General features: G+C 64.2%; 21 protein-coding genes. 12 read left to right on the top strand and 9 right to left on the bottom strand.

The features are described 5' to 3' along the window. Positions 1-123: 123 nt before the first annotated feature. The 3 genes from XdyCFBP7245_RS00900 (at position 124) to XdyCFBP7245_RS00890 (ending at position 1,861) form a co-directional block, all read left to right on the top strand. Positions 124-408: a GNAT family N-acetyltransferase gene (locus tag XdyCFBP7245_RS00900; protein ID WP_104613960.1), complete on the top strand. Its 285-nt coding sequence runs from the start codon at positions 124-126 to the stop codon at positions 406-408. Between the two features lie 40 nt (positions 409-448). Then, a complete protein-coding gene (locus XdyCFBP7245_RS00895; protein ID WP_104613959.1) occupies positions 449-1,294 on the top strand; it encodes a DUF3298 and DUF4163 domain-containing protein in 846 nt (281 codons plus the stop codon). Between the two features lie 66 nt (positions 1,295-1,360). Continuing rightward, a complete protein-coding gene (locus XdyCFBP7245_RS00890; protein ID WP_104613958.1) occupies positions 1,361-1,861 on the top strand; it encodes a MarR family winged helix-turn-helix transcriptional regulator in 501 nt (166 codons plus the stop codon). 90 nt (positions 1,862-1,951) lie between these two features. Here XdyCFBP7245_RS00890 and XdyCFBP7245_RS00885 read toward each other — a convergent pair whose 3' ends face one another. Beyond that, a complete protein-coding gene (locus XdyCFBP7245_RS00885; protein WP_211287620.1) occupies positions 1,952-4,150 on the bottom strand; it encodes a M3 family metallopeptidase in 2,199 nt (732 codons plus the stop codon). Positions 4,151-4,522: 372 nt separating this feature from the next. Here XdyCFBP7245_RS00885 and XdyCFBP7245_RS00880 point away from each other — a divergent pair, with 372 nt between their 5' ends. Next, positions 4,523-5,008 carry a glutathione peroxidase gene (locus tag XdyCFBP7245_RS00880; RefSeq protein WP_104613956.1) on the top strand — a complete coding sequence of 162 codons (486 nt, stop codon included), beginning with the start codon at positions 4,523-4,525 and terminating at the stop codon, positions 5,006-5,008. A gap of 178 nt (positions 5,009-5,186) precedes the next feature. Here XdyCFBP7245_RS00880 and XdyCFBP7245_RS00875 read toward each other — a convergent pair whose 3' ends face one another. Then, entirely contained in the window at positions 5,187-5,966 is a 780-nt protein-coding gene (locus XdyCFBP7245_RS00875; protein ID WP_104613955.1) for a ferredoxin--NADP reductase, read from the bottom strand. A gap of 210 nt (positions 5,967-6,176) precedes the next feature. Further along, positions 6,177-8,057, bottom strand: a complete 1,881-nt coding sequence (locus XdyCFBP7245_RS00870; RefSeq protein ID WP_104613954.1) for an ABC transporter ATP-binding protein — start codon at positions 8,055-8,057, stop codon at positions 6,177-6,179. Between the two features lie 241 nt (positions 8,058-8,298). Here XdyCFBP7245_RS00870 and XdyCFBP7245_RS00865 point away from each other — a divergent pair, with 241 nt between their 5' ends. The 4 genes from XdyCFBP7245_RS00865 to XdyCFBP7245_RS00850 all read left to right on the top strand — a co-directional run bounded on the left by XdyCFBP7245_RS00865 (position 8,299) and on the right by XdyCFBP7245_RS00850 (position 12,055). Further along, positions 8,299-9,816 carry a fumarate hydratase gene (locus tag XdyCFBP7245_RS00865; protein ID WP_170068426.1) on the top strand — a complete coding sequence of 506 codons (1,518 nt, stop codon included), beginning with the start codon at positions 8,299-8,301 and terminating at the stop codon, positions 9,814-9,816. Positions 9,817-10,114: 298 nt separating this feature from the next. Further along, on the top strand, positions 10,115-10,579 hold the full coding sequence (locus tag XdyCFBP7245_RS00860) for a hypothetical protein (RefSeq protein ID WP_244907739.1): 465 nt from the start codon (positions 10,115-10,117) through the stop codon (positions 10,577-10,579). 13 nt (positions 10,580-10,592) lie between these two features. After that, the gene (locus XdyCFBP7245_RS00855; RefSeq protein ID WP_104613953.1) at positions 10,593-11,228 is read left to right on the top strand and encodes a glutathione S-transferase family protein; all 636 of its coding nucleotides are present in this window, start codon (positions 10,593-10,595) and stop codon (positions 11,226-11,228) included. Between the two features lie 188 nt (positions 11,229-11,416). After that, positions 11,417-12,055 (top strand): carbonic anhydrase, encoded by a 639-nt coding sequence (locus XdyCFBP7245_RS00850; RefSeq protein WP_211287627.1) that lies wholly within the window; start codon positions 11,417-11,419, stop codon positions 12,053-12,055. A gap of 189 nt (positions 12,056-12,244) precedes the next feature. On the opposite strand, the gene XdyCFBP7245_RS00845 is transcribed toward XdyCFBP7245_RS00850, so the two are convergent. Beyond that, positions 12,245-13,375, bottom strand: coding sequence for a phospholipase A (locus tag XdyCFBP7245_RS00845; protein WP_104613952.1), 1,131 nt, complete (start codon positions 13,373-13,375; stop codon positions 12,245-12,247). 207 nt (positions 13,376-13,582) lie between these two features. Next, entirely contained in the window at positions 13,583-14,068 is a 486-nt protein-coding gene (locus XdyCFBP7245_RS00840; RefSeq protein ID WP_104613951.1) for a DUF456 domain-containing protein, read from the bottom strand. A gap of 228 nt (positions 14,069-14,296) precedes the next feature. Here XdyCFBP7245_RS00840 and XdyCFBP7245_RS00835 point away from each other — a divergent pair, with 228 nt between their 5' ends. Continuing rightward, positions 14,297-14,512 carry a cold-shock protein gene (locus tag XdyCFBP7245_RS00835; RefSeq protein ID WP_003483561.1) on the top strand — a complete coding sequence of 72 codons (216 nt, stop codon included), beginning with the start codon at positions 14,297-14,299 and terminating at the stop codon, positions 14,510-14,512. 91 nt (positions 14,513-14,603) lie between these two features. On the opposite strand, the gene XdyCFBP7245_RS00830 is transcribed toward XdyCFBP7245_RS00835, so the two are convergent. Together XdyCFBP7245_RS00830 and XdyCFBP7245_RS00825 are read right to left on the bottom strand one after the other, a co-directional pair. Next, positions 14,604-15,086, bottom strand: a complete 483-nt coding sequence (locus XdyCFBP7245_RS00830; protein ID WP_104613950.1) for a glycine zipper 2TM domain-containing protein — start codon at positions 15,084-15,086, stop codon at positions 14,604-14,606. 130 nt (positions 15,087-15,216) lie between these two features. Then, complete coding sequence (locus tag XdyCFBP7245_RS00825) at positions 15,217-15,645, bottom strand: hypothetical protein (RefSeq protein ID WP_104613949.1); 429 nt, start codon at positions 15,643-15,645, stop codon at positions 15,217-15,219. A 71-nt stretch (positions 15,646-15,716) separates the two neighbouring features. Between XdyCFBP7245_RS00825 and XdyCFBP7245_RS00820 the strand changes: the two genes are divergently transcribed. Further along, positions 15,717-16,550, top strand: a complete 834-nt coding sequence (locus tag XdyCFBP7245_RS00820; RefSeq protein ID WP_104613948.1) for a tRNA threonylcarbamoyladenosine dehydratase — start codon at positions 15,717-15,719, stop codon at positions 16,548-16,550. 34 nt (positions 16,551-16,584) lie between these two features. On the opposite strand, the gene XdyCFBP7245_RS00815 is transcribed toward XdyCFBP7245_RS00820, so the two are convergent. Further along, positions 16,585-17,352 (bottom strand): TatD family hydrolase, encoded by a 768-nt coding sequence (locus tag XdyCFBP7245_RS00815; RefSeq protein ID WP_104613947.1) that lies wholly within the window; start codon positions 17,350-17,352, stop codon positions 16,585-16,587. Continuing rightward, positions 17,352-17,567, bottom strand: coding sequence for a DUF6116 family protein (locus tag XdyCFBP7245_RS00810; protein WP_104613946.1), 216 nt, complete (start codon positions 17,565-17,567; stop codon positions 17,352-17,354). The genes XdyCFBP7245_RS00815 and XdyCFBP7245_RS00810 overlap by 1 nt, the downstream gene beginning before the upstream one ends. A 144-nt stretch (positions 17,568-17,711) precedes the next feature. Here XdyCFBP7245_RS00810 and XdyCFBP7245_RS00805 point away from each other — a divergent pair, with 144 nt between their 5' ends. Together XdyCFBP7245_RS00805 and XdyCFBP7245_RS00800 are read left to right on the top strand one after the other, a co-directional pair. Next, positions 17,712-18,503: a glycine zipper 2TM domain-containing protein gene (locus XdyCFBP7245_RS00805; RefSeq protein ID WP_104613945.1), complete on the top strand. Its 792-nt coding sequence runs from the start codon at positions 17,712-17,714 to the stop codon at positions 18,501-18,503. 131 nt (positions 18,504-18,634) lie between these two features. Next, a complete protein-coding gene (locus tag XdyCFBP7245_RS00800; RefSeq protein WP_211287619.1) occupies positions 18,635-19,810 on the top strand; it encodes an acyl-CoA dehydrogenase family protein in 1,176 nt (391 codons plus the stop codon). The last annotated feature ends 60 nt before the right edge of the window (positions 19,811-19,870 follow it).

The raw sequence follows: 19,870 nt of genomic DNA, 5'->3' as shown, positions 1-19,870 counted from the left end.
GAGCGAACTTAAGGACGTCTTTGCCAAGCCGGGCTGGCGGTCACAGCGTGGATTCATTTTCACGCAGGCGCGGCGTCGCGCTGGTCACACTTGCCGCACATTCACTGCCGGGCGCACACCACGATGGAGGCAGCGACAGTGCACGCCGAACACGACCCGACACAGCAGCGCTTCGTTGTTGACACCGAGGGACATCGCGCCGAGCTGGTGTATCAGATCGAGGGTGCGCGCATGACCATCACGCACACGCTGGTGCCGGATGCGATTGCAGGGCGCGGTATTGCCGCCGTGCTGGTCGAGTCTGCTTTGCAGCATGCGCGCGAGGCCGGCCTGAAGGTCGTGCCAGCGTGCAGCTACGCCGCCGCCTACGTGCGCCGGCATCAACAGTTTCAGGATCTGCTGGCCTGACGGACAGCAGTAGATGGTTCGATCAGGGGAGCAGGTGGGAATGGTGCGGTTGCTTGGATTCAAGAGTGTGCGGGGTCTGCTGATGCTGGCCCTGTTGGCGGGCTGTACGCAGCGCGAACCCGCAGCAGTCGAGCCCATCGAACCGGCCGCCGATGTGGCCGCAGCGACAACGCTGGCTCCAGCACCGCTGATGGTGCAGAGCGGCCCGCTGGAAGATGTGATCGAACATGCGCCTGCCTATATGGTCGGCATCAGCTATCCGCCTGGGCTGGATGCGTATCCGGAACTGGCCGCGTTGATTCGTAAGTATGCGCAGGATGCCCGCAGCGAACTGATGCAAGCCGTCTCCGGTCTGGGCAACGACAAGCCGGCGGCGCCTTATGAGTTGTCGCTGGCATTCGAAAAACTATTGCAGACCACCGACCTGATCGTCATCTCTGCCGATGGCAGCCGCTATACCGGTGGCGCGCACGGCGAGCCGCTGGTGGCGCGCTTTGTGTGGTTGATCAAGGAGCGTAAGCAACTGACCGCACAAGCGTTGGTTCCCGATCCGGCTGGATGGGAAAAGATCGGGCGCGATGTCGCTGCGCAATTGCATGCCGCTGCCACTCAACGTGTGGAAGCCGATCGGGTGCCGGTCGAAGAACAGGCCGAACAAGTCGCATCGGCCGACCGCATGATCGCCGAAGGCACTGCAGCGCAAGTGGACAACTTCGCGCAGTTCGTCCCGGTGTTGAATGCGGCCGGGCAGATCGTTGCAGTGCGCTTCGTGTTTCCGCCTTATCAGGTCGGGCCGTACTCGGATGGCACGCAAACGGCCGAGGTCGCTGCATCCACGTTGATGCCGTGGATCGCGCCGGAATATGTACATCTTTTCGCTCGCTGAGGTGTCGCCCCGTAAGTGATGTGATTGAATGGTTCGGCCATTCAGTAATGTAGCCAAACGGGTGATATGAGTAGTTTCGATCCAACCGCAAATCGCGTGGACCACACCTGCGCGCGCTACCCAGCCTTTCCGCGGGAGCCGGGTGTCCTGGTGAGGTTGATCAAGCATGTCTACAAGCGGCTGCACACCATCAGTTGTGTGCGACTCAAGCCGTACGGGATCAGTCCGCCGGAATACGAAATCCTGATGATGTTGTACGGCACGCCCGAACAGGCGATTACCCCGACCGAGGCGGCAGAGGCGGCCAGCGAGAAGCCGGCCAACATCACCCGGCTCACCGACCAGCTGTGCGAGAAGGGCTTGATCGCACGTGGCAGCAGTCCCGATGACCGGCGCAAGATCATGCTGACCCTGCAACCGGCCGGGCTGGCGTTGATCGAAAACGTGTTACCGGAAGCATGCACGTTGTTGCACGAGGAGACGGCGGACATCAGCGAGGCCGAGCAGGTGCGTTTGGAAAAGCTGCTGAAGAAATTGCTCAATGGCGTGGACGCCATAGAGATCTGAAGGTCACGCGCCAGCTGCGTCGCACGCCACGGCCAAAACGACAACGCCGTCCGGATTGCTCCGGGCGGCGTTATGGTGACGCAGATCCGATTACGGCTTGGACTGCGGTGCCTGCGGTGTTGCGCCATCGCCGCCTTGCGCACTCAGGCCGCGCTTTTCAAGCAAGGGCTCGATCTGCGGTGCGTGCCCGGCAAAGTTCTGGAACAGCTCCATTGCATCCACACTGCCGCCCCGCGACAGCAGCGTCTGGCGGAAGCGGTCGCCATTGGCGCGGCTCAACCCGCCATGCTGCTTGAACCATTGCTGGGTGTTGGCATCCAGCACTTCGGACCAGATGTAGGCGTAATAGCCCGCCGCATAGCCGCCCATGATGTGGCTGAAATACGGGGTCTTGTAGCGTGGCGGTACCGGCGCGTAGGCAATGCCGTCCTGCTGCAGGGCCTTGGCTTCGAAGGCCATGACGCCGGCTGCGTCGGGCACCTGGTTGGCGCTGATCTGATGCCAGTTCTGATCCAGCATCGCCGCACCCAGATACTCGGTGGTGGCAAAACCCTGGTTGAACTTGGACGCGGCAATCACCTTGTCCAGCAAGGCCTGCGGCATCGGCGTGCCGTTCTGATAATGCTTGGCGTAGTTCTTCAGGATGGATGGCTCATCCGCCCACATTTCGTTGACCTGCGAGGGGAACTCGACGAAGTCGCGCGGCACGCTGGTGCCGGAGAAATACGGGTATTTGACGTCGGAGAACATGCCGTGCAGCGCATGGCCGAACTCATGGAACATGGTGGTCACTTCGTCCCAGGTCAGCAGCGTCGGCTGGCCGGCCGGCGGCTTGGGGATGTTGAGGTGATTGGCCACCACCGGCTTGAAACCGGTCAGGTCCGACTGCGACACGTATGAGTTCATCCATGCGCCGCCGCGCTTGGATTCGCGTGCATACATGTCGGCAAGGAAGATCGCCAGCTGCTTGCCGTCGGCATCGAACACGTCGTAGACGGTGATGTCGTCGCGGTAGGTCGGCAGGTCGGTACGCTGCTTGAAGGTCAGGCCGTATTCCTGGTTGGCCGCATAGAACACGCCGTTTTCCAGCACATTCTTGAGCTCGAAGTACGGCTTGAGCTGGGACTCGTCGAAGTTGTACTTGGCCTGGCGCACCTTCTCGCTGTAGTAGGCCCAATCCCAGGCTTCGAGTTTGAAGGTCGGCTTGCGTGCGGCTTTTTGTTCCTTGTCGATCATCGCCTGCAGATCGGCAGCCTCGCGCTTGGCGTTGGCCACCGCGGCCGGTGCCAGCTTGCCGAGCATGGCGTTGACCGCTTCCGGGGTCTTGGCGGTCTGGTTTTCCAGCGAATATGCGGCGTAGGTCGGGAAACCGAGCAGCTTGGCCTTGTCGGCGCGCAGCTTCATGATGCGCGACACCAGCGCGGTGTTGTCGTACTGACCACCATGGCTGCCGCGCGAGACCGACGCGTCATAGATTTTCTTGCGCAGCTCGCGATTCTTCAGCTGGGTCAGCGGCGGCTGGCCGGTGGTGTTGAGCAGCGCAATCACGTACTTGCCATCGAGCTTGCGTGCCTTGGCCGCTTCGGCAGCAGACGCGATCTGCTCGTCGGACAGGCCATCGAGCTGCTTGACGTCATCCACCACGACTGCCGCCGCATTGACCTCGGCCAGCACGTTCTGGCTGAAGGTGGTGCCCAGGTTGGCCAGTTCGGCATTCATCGCCTTGAGCGTGGTCTTGTCGGCATCGGAGAGCTTGGCGCCATCGCGGACGAAGTCGCTGTAATACTTCTCGACCAGACGCAGGCCTTGTGCATCCAGGCCCAGCTTGGCGCGTTGGTCGTACAAGCTCTGGATGCGCGCGAACAGCTTGCCGTTGAGCGAAATCGCATCGCGATGCGCAGCGAACTTGGCCGAGTAGTCGGCCTGCAGTTTCTTGCGTGCATCGTTGGTGTCGGCACCCACCAGGTTGAAGAACACCGTGGTGGCGCGATCGAGCGTGGCGCCGCTCTTTTCCAGTGCGACGATGGTGTTGTCGAAGCTCGGCTTGGCTTTCTGGGTGGCGATCTTATCCACTTCCTTCAACTGCTCGGCCATGCCGGCGTCGAAGGCGGGTGCGAAGTCGCTGTCTTTGATCTTGTCGAACTGCGGGTAATGCAGCGGCAGCGTGCTGTCGGCAAAGAAGGGGTTGGCTTGGGGTGCGTCCTGCGTGGCGGCGGGTGCGGCGATGCTGTAGGACGGCATGGCAAGTCCCAGGGAAGCGGCCAGAGCAAAAGCGAGACGGGTGGTCAAGAGGGTGGCTCCAAAGTGCGAACCGCCGAGGCTAACCCAGCCCGCCGGGACAGGCGTGTGACAAAAGGCATGGCTGGCTGGCGGACGCGACCATGCAACAGAAGACGCCACAACCCAAGGCCGCTGGCACGCGGTGACTTCGCCAAGACGAGCCGGCAACGGCTTGGCGACACATCCGGACATGCGGCAGCGCCTGACCCGCGAACGCGCTGCCGGGGTTGTCCTGCACACAGATAGACAAGCAGCCATCGATGCGCAGCGGGAGCGCATTGCACCGTGTCGCATGGGCGGAAGCGGCAGCTCTGCGCGCGCATGGCGTGGTGGGCCGATACGGCTGGGTTAGGCTGGCGCCTTCCCTATCGAGAGCTGTCGATGACCGCGCTATCCACCTTCGAGTTCACCGACCTGGACGGTCACCCGCATGCCCTGGCCGACTACGCCGGCAAGGTGCTGCTGGTGGTCAATGTGGCGTCCAAATGCGGTTTTACCCCGCAATACGCGGGATTGCAGGCGTTGTGGCAGCGTTATCGCGAGCGCGGGTTGGTGGTGATCGGTTTCCCGTGCGATCAGTTCGGCCATCAGGAGCCGGGCGATGCGGCACAGATCCGGCAGTTCTGTTCGCTCGACTATGCGGTGGATTTTCCGCTGGCGTCCAAGGTCGAGGTCAACGGCAATGGCGCGCATCCGCTATGGCAATGGCTCAAGCACGAACAACGCGGCCTGCTGGGCTCCGAGGCGATCAAGTGGAACTTCACCAAGTTCCTGATCGGCCGCGACGGCACCGTACTGGAACGCTATGCGCCGACCACCAAGCCGGAGGCGCTGGCCGCCGATATCGAGCGTGCGCTAGGAGCCTGAGATAGCAAACGCATGCCCACCTTTAAACGTGCCTGGATCGTAGGAGCGCACCCGGGCGCGACGAAGCGTTGCCGAAAATGCGAGGCGTCATGCCAGATATGAGGCGTTACCGGGATTGCTTCGTCGCGCCCAGGTGCGCTCCTACGGTGGTGCAGTAGCGGCTACCCCGCACGTTGCATCATTTCTCGACGAAGGCGCGCTCGAACACGTAATGCCCCGGGGTGCCGATGCGTGGCGAGGTCTGGAAACCGCGTGCGTCCAGCAAGGTGCGCAGGTCGGCCAGCATCTGCGGGCTGCCGCAGATCATGAAGCGGTCGTTGGCCGGGTCCAGGGTCGGCAGGCCCAGCGTCTGCTGCATACGGCCATCGGTCATCAGCTCGGTCAGCCGGCCCTGATTGGCGAACGCTTCGCGAGTGACTGCCGGGTAATACAGCAGTTTTTCGCGCAGGATGTCGCCGAGGAATTCGTGCTGCGGCAGCTCGCGCTCGAAGTAGTCGCGATAGGCCAGATCCTGCACGAAGCGCACGCCCTGGGTAAGGATCACCTTGTCGAAGCGCTCGTAGGTTTCCGGGTCTTTGATGATCGACAGCCACGGCGCCAGCCCGGTGCCGGTGCCCAGCAGGTACAGGTTACGACCCGGGTGCAGGTCGCTGATCAGCAGCGTGCCGGTGGGCTTCTTGCCGACCAATACCTTGTCGCCCGGTTGGATGTGCTGCAGCCGCGAGGTCAGTGGGCCGTCCGGCACCTTGATGCTGAAGAACTCCAGATGCTCTTCCCAGTTGGCGCTGGCGATCGAATACGCGCGCAGCAGCGGCCGGGTTTCGGTTTCCAGCCCGATCATCACGAACTGACCGTTTTCGAAGCGGAAACCGGCATCGCGGGTCGTGGTGAAGCTGAAGTAGGCATCGGTCCAGTGACGGACCTCAAGCACCGTTTCGGCGCCGAAAGCGGAAGACATACCGGTTTAGTGTCGTGGGAGGGGTACCCGGCAATTCTACCTCAAGCTGGCCAAATGAGATGAACTCTCATTTGGCGGGAATGGAGAATCGGGAATCGGGAATGGGGTGCAGGGCCGCAAGATCTGGGGCCTCTGCAGGATCGGGAGGCTCAGTTCCTGTCAGCCGCCGCAACGCCGCTTTTAACGATTCCCCATTCCCGATTCCCGGCCTCACCGATACCCCGCCGCCTGCAGCTCGAACAGCTCCGCATAGCGCCCGCCCTGCGCCATCAGTTCCGCATGGGTGCCGCTGGCCTCGATGCGTCCGTCGGCCAGCACCAGAATGCGGTCGGCCATGCGCACGCTGGAGAAGCGGTGCGAGATCAGCACCGCAGTGCGGTTGTCCGACAGCTCCTTGAAGCGCTGGAACAGCTCGAACTCGCTGCGCGCATCCAGCGCGGCGGTGGGTTCGTCCAGAATCATCAGCTGCGCATCGCGCATGTAGGCGCGTGCGATGGCGATCTTCTGCCATTGCCCGCCGGACAGATCCACGCTGTTCTTGAAGCGGCGGCCGATCAATTGATCGTAGCCATCGGGCAGGCTGTCGATGAGCTCGCCAGCCATCGCGCGCTGCGCAGCGGCGTGGATACGCGGCGCATCGTCCATCGCATCGACCTGGCCCACGCCGATGTTCTCGCCCACGCTCAGGTGATAGCGCACGAAGTCCTGAAAGATCACGCCCAAGTTGGCGCGCAGATCGTCCAGGTCGTAGTCGCGCAGGTCCTGCCCATCGAGCAGGATGCGGCCTTCGTCGGGGTCGTACAGCCGCGCCAGCAGCTTGACCAGGGTGGTCTTGCCGGCGCCGTTTTCGCCAACCAGGGCCAGCACTTCGCCGGCGCGCAGTTCGAAATCCAGGTGCCGCACCGTCCACGTCTCGGCGTCCGGATAACGGAAGCCCACGTCCTCGAACACGAAACCCTGGCGGATCGGACGCGGCACCGGCAAGGCGTTGGGGCGCGAGCGGATTTCCGGCACGATGTTGAAGAACGAATACAGATCGTCCAGATACAAGGCCTGGCCGGCGACCTGCGAAAACCCGATCAACAGACCTTCCAGCAACTGACGCAGACGCAGGAAACTGCCCGCCAGAAAGGTCAGGTCGCCGATGCTGAAATCCCCGCGCACCGTGCGCCAGGCGATATAGCCGTAAGCCATGTAGTAGCCCAGCGTACCCAGCGCCGCCAGCACCGCACCCCACACCGCACGCTTGCGCGCCAGTGCGCGGTTGGCCTGGAAGAACTTGTCGGCCAGGCGTCGATAACGCGCGATCAAGAAGCGATGCAGGTTGAGGATTTTGACTTCTTTTGCGGTCTCCACGCTGGCGCCGACCTGGCGCAGGTAATCGAGCTGGCGGCGCTCCGGCGTCCACTGGAAGTTGAGCGAATAGCCCAGCGCATTGAAGTGCGCCTCGCCGATGAAGGCCGGGATCAGCGCCACTGCCAGCAGCACGATCAGCCACGGCGCATACACCACCAGGCCCACCGCCAGGCTGACCACCGTGATCGCATCCTGCACCTGGCCGAACAACTGGCTCATCAGGTTCATGCGGTTCATGGTCTGACGCCGCGCGCGATCCAGCTTGTCCTGACGGTCGGGGTCTTCGAAGTCTTCCAGATCCAATTGGGCGGCATGTTCCATCAGTCGCACGCTGGCCGCGTTGTTGAACAGCTCCGACAACAGCGCATCGGCATAACCGACCATGCGCCCGAGCAGGTCCGAGCCGATCGCCAGCGCCAGTTCCACTACCAGCAATTCCAGCAAGCGGTTCAAGCGCCCGCTGCCCAGCGCCTGCGTAAAGGACTCGAACCCCGGCGGCTGTCCGACTAGGTGAATCGCCTCGTCGATGATCAATTTGCCGATGTACAGCGTGGCCACCGGCATCAACGCGCGCAGCACGCGCAGACCGATGCTGCTGGCGCTCAGCCAGCGGCTGGTCTGCCAGATCTGGCGCAGGAACGGGGGCAGATTACGCAGCGCATCCAGCCGCTCGCGCAGGGTGGGGCCGGTACGGGGAGCGGCGGGCGCAGTGGCGCCGGAACGGGAAGCTGACATCGCGCTAGTGTGCCGCGCGCGGCGTGGGTGCGGAGTGTTGGCCCGCCCGCCAGCCGGCAATCGCGCCACGGACTGGTCGTTGGCAGCGTGGTTGGCGGTGTCGGCACCGCAGGCCGGCGCAGTCCGTCCCGGCGATCGCGCGCGTTCCAGTTATCAATCGCTGCGATTGATGCCAGATCCGGTCGCGCCTGCGGTTTGCTCTAAAATGCGCGGATTGCCCCCGCCAGCCGTAGAGCCAGCCGTGACCTCGATCAAGCAGGAAGACCTCATCCAGTCCGTCGCCGATGCGCTGCAGTACATCAGCTACTACCACCCGGTCGACTACATCAAGAACCTGTCGGCTGCCTACGAGCGCGAAGAATCGCCGGCCGCCAAGGACGCCATCGCGCAGATCCTGATCAACTCGCGCATGTGCGCCGAAGGCCACCGCCCGATCTGCCAGGACACCGGCATCGTCACCGTGTTCCTGGAAATCGGCATGAACGTGCGCTGGGACGACGCGACCATGGGCGTGGAAGACATGGTCAACGAAGGCGTGCGCCGCGCCTACAACCATCCCGACAACAAGCTGCGCGCCAGCGTGCTGGCCGATCCGGCCGGCAAGCGTGCCAACACCCGCGACAACACGCCGGCAGTGGTCAACACCAAGATCGTGCCGGGCGACCATCTGGACGTGATCGTTGCGGCCAAGGGCGGCGGCTCGGAGGCCAAGAGCAAGTTCGCCATGCTCAACCCGTCCGATTCCATCGTCGATTGGGTGCTCAAGACCGTGCCGACCATGGGTGCCGGCTGGTGCCCGCCGGGCATGCTCGGCATCGGCATCGGCGGCACCGCCGAAAAGGCGATGCTGCTGGCCAAGGAAGCGCTGATGGAGCCGATCGACATCGTCGACCTGCAGGCGCGTGGCGCCTCCAATCGCGCCGAAGAACTGCGCCTGGAGCTGTACGAAAAGGTCAACGCGCTCGGCATCGGCGCGCAGGGCCTGGGCGGCCTGACCACGGTGCTCGACATCAAGGTCAAGGACTATCCCACCCATGCCGCCAACTTGCCGGTGGCGCTGATTCCCAACTGCGCCGCCACCCGCCACGCGCATTTCACCCTGGATGGCAGCGGCCCGGTGATGCTGGATCCGCCGTCGCTGGAAGACTGGCCCAAGCTCACCTACAACCCGACCAACGCGCGTCGGGTGAATCTGGACACCATCACCCGCGAAGAAGTCGCCAGCTTCAAGCCGGGCGAAGTGGTCCTGCTCAACGGCAAGCTGCTGACGGGGCGCGATGCCGCCCACAAGCGCATGATCGACATACTCAATCGCGGCGAAACGCTGCCGGTCGACTTCACCAACCGCTTCATCTATTACGTTGGTCCGGTCGACCCGGTGCGCGATGAGGTCGTGGGCCCGGCCGGCCCGACCACCGCCACCCGCATGGACAAGTTCACCCGCCAGATGCTGGAACAAACCGGCCTGCTGGGCATGGTCGGCAAGTCCGAGCGCGGCGATGCGGCCATCGATGCGATCCGCGACAACAAGGCTGTCTACCTGATGGCGGTCGGCGGCTCGGCGTATCTGGTGTCCAAGGCGATCAAGGCTGCGCGCGTGCTGGCCTTCGAAGACCTCGGTATGGAAGCGATCTACGAGTTCGAGGTCAAGGACATGCCGGTCACCGTGGCGGTGGATTCCACCGGCGAATCGGTGCACAAGACCGGCCCGCGGTTGTGGCAGTCGCGCATCGGCAAGATTCCGGTGGTGGTGGAATAACCGCATTAGCACCGACTGCGCAGCCCGTCAGCAAGGCGGGCTGCGCCAGTTGGCGCAAGACGTACGCGGCCACGCGGGTGTGTTTTCTCCGCACTTCTGCATCCGGCTGACGACCGTGCACGCCAGTGCGGTCGTCAGGCTCATGTGGAGCGGCGAGGGGATGGCGCGTCTTACTGTTTGCCGCAGATAACCATGCAGATGGAGGCGGTTGTCGGCAGCGTGTCTAGTGCTGTCGGGAAGCGGAGCATCTGCGACCTCTCGACAGAGGAAGACCGGCGTTGCTCCACGCGAACCGGCTATGCTCGCTGCAGTGGCCGGTAACCCAAGGAGAACAGGAATGCTCCGACTCGTCTGTATCGCGTTGTTGTTGTGCCTGAGCCTGAGTTCGGCGGCGCAGCAGCAAAAGGCACCCACGGTGTTGTTTCCCTCACGCAACTACGCGCCGCCACCTGCCGCCCCGGCGCCGTTCGCAGAGCGCAAGCCACTCAAGGCAAACGACACCGCGACTCGGTTCAACGGACCCTCGGCTGCGGATCGCTGCATCGCGCAGTGCAACAGCAGCGCCCGACAATGCCGCGCCGACCGGCCCAGCGAGTCCAGTTGCAGCAGCAGGGCAGCGCCGCGTGGAAAGCGCTGCGACGGCGTACAGAATCCGGCGCAACGGGCCAACTGCATGGCGCAAGTCTTCGACTGCACCCAGCAGAGCGACGACAATCGTTGCGAACCGCGCAAGCTCGCCTGCCTGCGCGCCTGTACCAACTGACCCGAGAACCCGCATGGCCGCTACGCTCTACCACACCCCCAGTACCGCCGCCCTGGTCGTCCATTGGCTGCTGATCGAACTGGACGTTGTCCACGTGCTGCATCCGCTGGATTTCGAACGCGGCGAGCAAAAGGCGCCGGCGTATCTGGCGCTCAACCCGGCCGGCGTGGTGCCGACGCTGGTCATGGATGGGCAGGTACTCACCGAGGCGGCTGCCATCGTCATGCATCTGGCCGATCTCTACCCGCAGGCCGGGCTGGCGCCGCCGGTCGCCACGCCCGAGCGCGCGGCGTACTACCGGTGGATGTTTTTCTGCGCCAATACCTTGCAGCCGGCCTATCGCGCCTGGTTCTACCCGCATGAGCCGGCCGGCGCTGCCCACGGGGATTCAGCGCAGGCCCAGGCACGCAACAAGCTGGAAGCGGCCTGGACCCAGGTCGATGCGCATCTGCACGCGCACGGGCCGTATCTGCTCGGCCAGACCCTGTCGGCCGCCGATTTCATGCTGACCATGTTGATGCGCTGGTCGCGCAACATGCCGCGTGCGACCGATACCTGGCCGGCGCTGAAGGCGCATGCGCAGCGGATGAAGGCCCGCCCGGCATTTCAGGAAACCTATCGGCGCGAAGGGCTGACCGACTGGACCTGACCTGCGCACAGGCATAAGCGAAGTTTTGTTTTCGATAATACCGGTCGCGTCCGTTGGGTTATGCCCGCTGCGGTGTACGATCGCGCGACGTACCAGAGAACAGGGGCTCTACCATGTTGCAGTCCGTCTCCCGTCGCAAGCTGTTGCAATGCGCATGTTGCGTGCCGGTGGCTGCCGCCGCCGCGTCGTTGCCGTTCTCGCTGCGTGCCGCGCCGAGCAAGAAGACCGACCTCAACGCCGAACAGGCGCTGCAGATGTTGCGCGACGGCAATGACGCATTTGTCCAGAACCGTCCCAAGAAAGTGATTTCCGATAGCAAGCGGCGTCTGGAGCTGGCGCTCGGCCAGACCCCCTTCGTGATCCTGGTGTCGTGCTCGGACTCGCGCGTGCCCCCGGAACTGCTGTTCGGCCGCGGCCTGGGTGAGATGTTCATCGTGCGCAACGCCGGTAATACCGTGGACACCACGGCGCTGGGCTCGATCGAATATGCGGTGAGCCAGCTCGGCGTGCCGTTGGTGGTGGTGATGGGCCACGAAAGCTGCGGCGCAGTGGCGGCGGCCGTGTCGGTGGTCGAGCAGAATGCGTTCTTCCCCGGTGCGATCGGCGCCATGATCGAACCCATCGTCCCGGCCGTGCTGGCCGCCAAGAGCAAGGGGGGCGAGGACCTGCTGGCTGCGTCGGTAAAGGCGAACGTCAAGCGCACCGTGGATCGTCTGCGTGACGCCTCCGAACCCGCATTGCTCGAACCGCTGCGCACAGGCGCATGCCGCGTGGTGGGCGCGTACTACACATTGAAAGACGGCAAGGTGGATTTCTTCGACGTCTGAGTCGCCGCCTGAAACAAGGGTGTCGGCAACGTTCTTCAGGCGTCCTTGTTTTACTTGCGCTACCGCTACAGATAAAAAAGCCGGCATCGCTGCCGGCTTTTTTATTGCAATCCGCTGCGTCGCTGACGTGGACACACCATCCAGCGCGTGGTCAATCTGCGACGTGCGCGTCTGGTAGCGCCGATGCCCTCAGAACCACTCCAGCAACGACACGCCCAGGCCGATGTAGGTTGCCTTGTGGTTGTAGTCGATCAGGCTCTCGCCGTAGCCATCGAATACCTGCACATGGCCACGCAGCAGGTTGGTGATGGGGAAGCCGTAATCCAGTTGCACCGAGCCATGCGAGCGATCGCCGCCGCGCAGCGAATGCCGCGCGATCAACGCAAATTCGTGGCCGTCCTTGTTGTAGACCAGGGTCGCATCGCCACGGCCCATGTAATCCTCGATGTCGGGATTGTTGTCGTCGGCACGGTCTTCCTTGATGCGGAACCACGGGCGTAACGTCAGCGCCCAGTTCTCGCGATCCAGGCCGATGTTGAGGATCACCCGGTTCCAGGAACGCGACAGCGGATCTTCGCGGCCGTTGGACATGTGGTTGAGGCTGATGCCGCTCATGCGGCCCTTCCAGCCAAACAGGCTGTAGTTGTTGCGGAACACCAGCATCGCTTCCGGCTCGTAATTGGTCTCGCGGAACGGGCGCGACGCATCGGAGTTGTAGGCCTGCCACCGCGAGCTCTGGGTATAGCCCATCCAGATGTCGCCGTTGTCGCCGAACAGGTCTTCGACCACCTTGGTCTTGAAGCTCAGCTGGAACTTCAACTCGGCGCTATCCAGCTGCTGTGGCATGCTAACCGAGTTGGCCGGATTCGGCGATTGCGGGGTCCGGTTGGTATCGCTGGTCCAGAATGCCGGCAGCAGGTAGACCGGCTTGTAGCCGCGCAGCTGGAACGTGCCCAGCTTTGAGTCTTTGGCCAGTTCCCAGCGGCGATCCAGCAGCGAACCGCGGCCGGCATTGGCGACCGCTTCTTCTTTCGGCTGGTCCTGGCCGTCGGCGCGGAAGAAATCGCCCACGCGGTCGATCTTGCGGGTGTCTTCCGACTTGGCGGCCTGCTTGGCCAACTGCGCCGCGGCATCTGCCTCCTGCACGGCCTGCGGAGTGTAGCCCAGCGCCTGGTCGTAGCACGCCAGGCGCGCGGCATCCGAGGTCACGGAGGTACAGGCCTGCGGCGATGCGGGTTGCGGAGCGATTTCCTGCCCATGCGCCAACGGCGCAGCGGCCAGGGCGATCAGCATCAGGGGACGGGTGCGGTGCTTGGGCATGGGCAGTCTGGCCGAGTGTAGGCGCCAGGCAGGCGCGTCAGGCGCGTAGCTTAACGGTCGCGTCTGCATACGCGGTGTGTACACGGAGACATAACATCTGCGGCGAGTCGACCAGAAAGGTATCGCTACGCTCGCAAGGTCTCTGCTGCGGGTTCTGCACGCCTGGCGCGACGGCGGATGCGCCGGCTTGGGACTTTAACTGCTGCGTCAAAAGAACCAGGCGACCGCAAACACGCCCAGCATGCACAGGCCCAGCGCCAGCTTGGTGGCCGTGCCCAGCATGATCCCAACCCAGGTGCCGAAGCCCACTTTGGTGGCCTGGCCGGTCTTGCGGGTCTGGGAGTACTCGCCCAGCCATGCGCCGGCGAACGGGCCGACGAACAAGCCGATCGGCATGAAGAAAATACCGGCGATGGCGCCGATCACCGACCCCCACATCGCCATCTTGCTGGCCCCCACGCGCTGCGCGCCGTACAGGGTGGCCAGGAAGTCGATGACAAAGGACAGCGCGGTGATCAGGCCTAGTATCACCAGCGCGACCCAACCGACATGCGTGAACCCGTCGGCCCAGGCGGCCACCAGCAGCCCGGCAAAGACCAACGGCAAGCCCGGCAGCGCCGGCAGGATGACGCCGGCAAGGCCGACCAGCACCAGCACGCCAGCCAGCACGTAATAAACGACAGTCGTGTCCATGATGGTTTGGAAATGTCCTATTTCGGGCTTGACAAAAATACGCAAGGGGTGCTTGAAAATTGGTTTTGCGCGGGTTAAGTTGCAGCCGCTGCTGTTTGCAAAGGTCACCGTGAATCGTGGCCTGATGCGGTAGATCGCCCGATCCGCTACATCCTTGTACCTCGCTTCCTCCTTGCAATCACAGCCGCCACCGCCAGTCCATCACAGTGTCGTCGGGAGTCAGTCGAGATGTCCAACATCGAACGCGAGAATGGTGTCGTGAAGTGGTTCAACGATGCCAAGGGCTTTGGATTCATCAGTCGCGAAAACGGCGAAGACGTCTTCGTCCATTTCCGCGCCATCCAGATCCAGGGCTTCAAGAGTCTCAAGGAGGGGCAGAAGGTCAGTTTCACCGTCGTGCAGGGTCAAAAAGGCCTGCAGGCCGATGCGGTGCAGGTGGTCTGAACCACTGCACTGACGGCGATCCATCACGCCTCCAGCAAAAAGGCCCGTTACCGGGCCTTTTTGTTGTCTGCACGTTGGCGACAGCCACTGCTCAGCGCAGTACCACCTTGCCGTTGACCACACGCACGTAGGCGTTTTCGCGCACGCCGGCCAGGTCGCGCTGGTTCACCACGATGACGCGGCCATCATCCATGCGCACCTGCACGTCGAAACTCTCGCTGGTGACGTTGTTCTGGATGGCGTTGCCCGCCAGCGCGCCGGCGGCGGCACCGGCCACGGCCGACACATTCTTGTTGCCCTTGCTGCCGCCGGTTTCCTTGGAAATCTGGCGGCCGGCCACTGCGCCGACGATACCGCCAAGCACCGCGCCGGTGCCGGTGGGCGCCGTGCGGGTGGGGCCGACCTCGTCTATGCGGGTGACGATGCCGCAATCCACGCAACGCGGTGCCTGCTGCGAAACTCCCTGGTCGTAGCCGCGGTCGCCGCGATAGCTGCCGTACTGGGGCTGGGACGTGGCGCAGCCGACCAGGGTCGCGGTTGCAGCCAGGCCAATAACAAGCAGTCGGGTCTTCATGAGATGTCTCCGGATGGTTCTGAATGCGGTCAGGGCCGCGGCGACGTCATCCTGTGTTGGTCCAGGTGAACGGTCTGCCAACTGGATCACTCCAGGCTTAACGAAACCCGAGCGCCGCCTTCATCCAGCCTCATCGAAAGTCGCGGTGACACGCCTCGCAGGCCTCTGAAATCTGCCGTTTGATCGGCACGAACGCGGCGCAGCCGGACGGTGCGCTGCGCTGCGCCTGCTCCAGTGCGACACGCAGTGCCTGGGCATGTTCGCCGAAGCGGCGATCCTCGCCGATCTGTGGAAATGCCGGCTCCAGTTCGTCGGCAAGCAGGCGCAGCGATTGCAGCCGCGCCAGTTGCTGCGCGGGTGTGCACACCGCGCCCGACGGTGGCTGCAAGGCGCGCAATTGGTAGTCCAGCACATGCATCAGGCTGTCGGGCACCGGGTCGCGCCGCGCCTGCAACACGCGCGCCACCATCACGGTTGTGATCAGCCCGATCAACACACCCAGCACCAGCATGAAGGCGTAACGGGCTGCGCGGGATTGGTTGGGAGGTGTGGCGGACATGGCGAGCTGCTCCGGCAGGAAGGCGTGCGATGGGGCGGACGCGCGGGAGGTGGCGCGCGTAAAATAGGCCGATGAAAGCACAATGGCGTGAACGCTTTGCCGGTATCGACCGGCTGTATGGAGTCGGCACGGTGGAGCGGCTGTCCGCCTGCCGCGTGGCAGTGGTCGGCATGGGCGGGGTGGGCTCGTGGGTGGTCGAGGCGCTGGCACGGACCGGCGTCGGGCATCTGCGCCTGATCGATGCCGACGACCTGTGCGTGTCCAACACCAATCGGCAATTGCCGGCATTGGCCGGGCAGTACGGGCGCAACAAGGCGCGGGCCATGGCCGAGCGCTGCGTCGCGATCAACCCGGAGATCGAGGTCGATGCGGTGGAGGCATTTCTCACCACCGGCAATATCGAAACGCTGCTGGGCGATGGCCTGGATCTGGTGATCGATGCTTGCGACAGTTTCCGGGTCAAGGTGGAAACCATCGCCTGGTGCCGCCGTCGCAAGCTGCCGCTGCTGACCGTGGGTGCCGCCGGCGGGCGTACCGATCCCACCCTGGTGCGCGTGCGCGATGTCTCGCGTACCGAACACGATGCGATGTTGGCGCTGATCCGCAAGAAGCTGCGCAGCGACTTCAACTTCCCCAAGAATGCGCAGCGCTATTTCGGCGTGCCGGCGGTGTACTCGCTGGAAAACGTCAAATATCCGCAAGCCGACGGCAGTGTGTGCGGCATTCGCCCGCAGCTGGATGCCGATGCCACGCTCAAGCTGGATTGCGGTGCCGGGCTGGGCGCGGCCACGCATATCACCGGCACGTTCGCGTTTGTGGCGGTCGGCAAGGCGCTGGAGATGTTGCTCAAACCCAAGGCCGCTGCGTCCAAGCCGGCGGCCGAGGTGGCCGCTGCGTCGCCATAACTGCCTGCGCGCGCTGCCGGGGCGGCGGGCCCGATCAGCCGGGCAAGCCGAACAAGGCGCGTGCGTTGGCCGTGGTCTGCGTGGCGATGTGTTCGGCGTCTTCGCCGCGCAGCTGCGCGATGCACGCCAAGACCGTGCGCAGAGCGGCCGGCTCGTTGCGCGCACCGCGGATGCTGGCATCGGGTTGATCGGGTGCGTCGGTTTCCAGCAGCAGGTGCTGCAATGGCATGGTCGCCGCCAGGCCGCGCAGGCGATTGGCGCGCGGGTAGGTGACCGGCCCGCCCAGGCCGATCATGAAATCCAGCTTCCACAATTGCTGCGCCTGCTCGGGGCTGCCGGCAAAGCTGTGCACCACGCCACGCAGGCCGCCAACGGCCTTGATGCGGGCGATGACTTCTTCGGTGGCGCGGCGCGCGTGCACGATCAGCGGCAGGTCGTAGTGCTTTGCCAGGCGCAATTGGCCGTCGAAATAGTCGCGCTGGGCCTGCGCGTTCAGGCCCTCCAGATAGAAATCCAGCCCGCATTCGCCGATCGCGCAGGGGCGCTCGCGTTCGATCCACTCGGCCAGCTGCTCCAGATGCTCGGGGCGGTGCTGATCGAGAAAGATCGGGTGCAGGCCATAGGCCGGATGCAGCCCCGGAGCCTGCGTGCACACCGCGCGCAAGCCCGGCCAGCTGGCTGCGGTGACGGCCGGCACCACCTGCTGCATGACGCCGGCGTCGCGCGCACGCGCGATCACCGCAGCGCGGTCGTGGTCGAATTCGCTCGCGTCCAGATGGCAATGGCTGTCGATCAACTGCATCAGTCGCGGCGCACCGGTGCCGGCAGCGGTGCCTTGCGGGTTTTCCAGTTCGCCAGCAGCAGCGTGGTCAGGCCGAACAGCAGCTCGTCCACGAATGGCACCAGATCCGGCACCAGTACATCCACCACGAACAGCGCGGCTGCCAGCTTGAACAAGGTGGGATAGCGCAGTTTGGCCGCCCACTCCAGGGCATGTGCGGTCAGGGAATTTCGCATGCGAGAGCTCCGACTGTTAGAAGTGCATGAAGTAACCGCTAGCTGAACTTAACCATGGCGTTCATGAGCGAGGGCGTTTTCGTTCAGGGTTGCCGTGCTGGAATCACCCCGTCAACAACGCGGTGCGTCCGCAGGGAGCTGGTTATGAAGAGCAATACGACAACTATACTGGTCGCTGCCGGTGCCTTGCTGGTGGGAGGCGTGGCCACTGCCGCCTTCATGAATAACCGTCCGTCGTCGGGCGATTTCGTCGCCAACGGCCAGCCGGCGCCGCGTGGCCTGGAGTACGCCGACGTGGTCAAGGTCGCACCGATCACCCAGCGCGAGCCGCAGTACGCGCAGGTCGTCAACAGCGCCGCAATCCGCGAAACCACCACCAGCTCCTCGCCGCGCGAAGTGTGCCGCGACGTGGTGGTGCAGGAACGTTTGCCCGAGCGCGATGGCAACGTCGGTGGCACCGTCGCAGGTGCCGTGATCGGCGGCTTGGTGGGTAACCAGTTCGGCAGCGGCAATGGCCGCAAGTTGGCAACCGTGGCTGGCGCTGTCGGTGGCGGCATGGTCGGTAACCGTGTGGACCGCAATCATGTCGGCGGCCGTGTGGTGGATCGCACCGAGCGCCAGTGCCACACCGAAAACGCCAATTCGAGCTCCGCGCGCGTGGTGGGTTACGACGTGACTTACCGCAATGCCGACGGCACCACCGGCACCATGCGCATGGACAGCAAGCCGGGCGAGCGCATTTCGCTGGGCGACGCCGACAACGTGGTGGCTTATGACGTGACCTACCGCTACGACGGTTTCGAGAAGACCGTGCGGATGAACGACAAGCCGGCGAGCGATCGTCTGCCGGTGGTCGATGGTCAGCTGGTGACCCAGACCGCGTCGACGGCTGGGGATTCCGGCGTGCGCCAGAATGGCGTCAGTACCCGTCAGTAAGCGCACGGAGCGAGATCCTTGCAACGAAAGAGCCGGCATTGCCGGCTCTTTTCGTTTCAGCCCGGCGAGCTACCGCACAAACACAGCGATGCTGAGCCGGGAACTGGCAGATAATCGCCGCTTCTCCTGTGGTGGAAACCAGCATGCCGGTGCGTCCCGATGATCTGTTCGATGTCCGTGCACTGCTGACCGACGAAGAGCGGGCAGTGCAGGATGCCGTCGCGCGTTTTACCGATGGTCGGGTGCTGCCGGCGATCGGCGATGCCTTCGATGCGGGGCGGTTCCCGCGCGAGTGGGTGCCGGAACTGGCGCAGCTGGGGCTGCTGGGCGCCAGCCTGCCGGTCGGCGATGGCGGTGCGGGCCTGGGGGCGGTGTCCTACGGGCTGATCTGCCAGGAACTGGAGCGCGGCGACAGCGGCCTGCGCAGTTTCGTCAGCGTGCAGTCTTCGCTGTGCATGTATCCCATTCATGCCTATGGCAGCGACGCGCAACGCCAACGCTGGTTGCCGGAGATGGCCGCCGGCCGGGTGATCGGCTGCTTTGGCTTGAGCGAGGCGCAGGGCGGCTCGGACCCGGCGGCGATGACCACCCGCGCGGTGCGCGATGGCGACGGCTGGCGCTTGAACGGCGCCAAGATGTGGATCACCAACGGCAGCATCGCCGGCCTGGCCATCATCTGGGCGCATACCGACGATGGCGTCTGCGGTTTTCTGGTGGACACCGCCAGCCCCGGGTTCACTGCGCAGGACATCGCGCACAAGATGAGCCTGCGCGCCTCGGTCACCTCCGCGCTGTTCCTGGACAACGTGTTCGTGCCCGAGCAGATGCGCCTGCCGAACGCGGCCGGGTTGAAGGCGCCACTGGGCTGCCTCAACCAGGCGCGTTACGGCATTGCCTGGGGCGCCATCGGTGCAGCGGTGGCCTGCCTGCGCGAGGCGCTGGCCTACGCGGGGGAGCGCATCCTGTTCGGCCGGCCGCTGGCGGCCACCCAGAGCGCGCAGATCAAGCTGGCCGATATGGCGCGGCGGATCTCCACCGCACAGCTGCTGGCGCTGCAGCTTGGCCGTTTGAAGGAGGCCGGGACGTTGCGGCCGGAACAGATCTCGCTGGCAAAGTGGAATAATTGCCGCATGGCGCTGGACGTGGCACGCGAATGCCGCGACCTGCTGGGGGCGGCCGGCATCACCACCGAACATGTGGCGATCCGGCATGCGCTCAACCTGGAATCGGTGATTACCTATGAAGGCACCGAAACCGTGCATCAGCTGGTGGTGGGACGTGCGCTGACGGGACTCAACGCGTTTTGACGAGGAGTGGGTGTTGATCGGCAAGGATGTGGTGCGACGCCTGAGAGGCGTCTTCTGGAC

Source organism: Xanthomonas dyei (assembly GCF_002939865.1).
Taxonomy (GTDB): Bacteria; Pseudomonadota; Gammaproteobacteria; order Xanthomonadales; family Xanthomonadaceae; genus Xanthomonas; species Xanthomonas dyei.
This window is presented reverse-complemented; position numbering and strand designations above follow the sequence as displayed.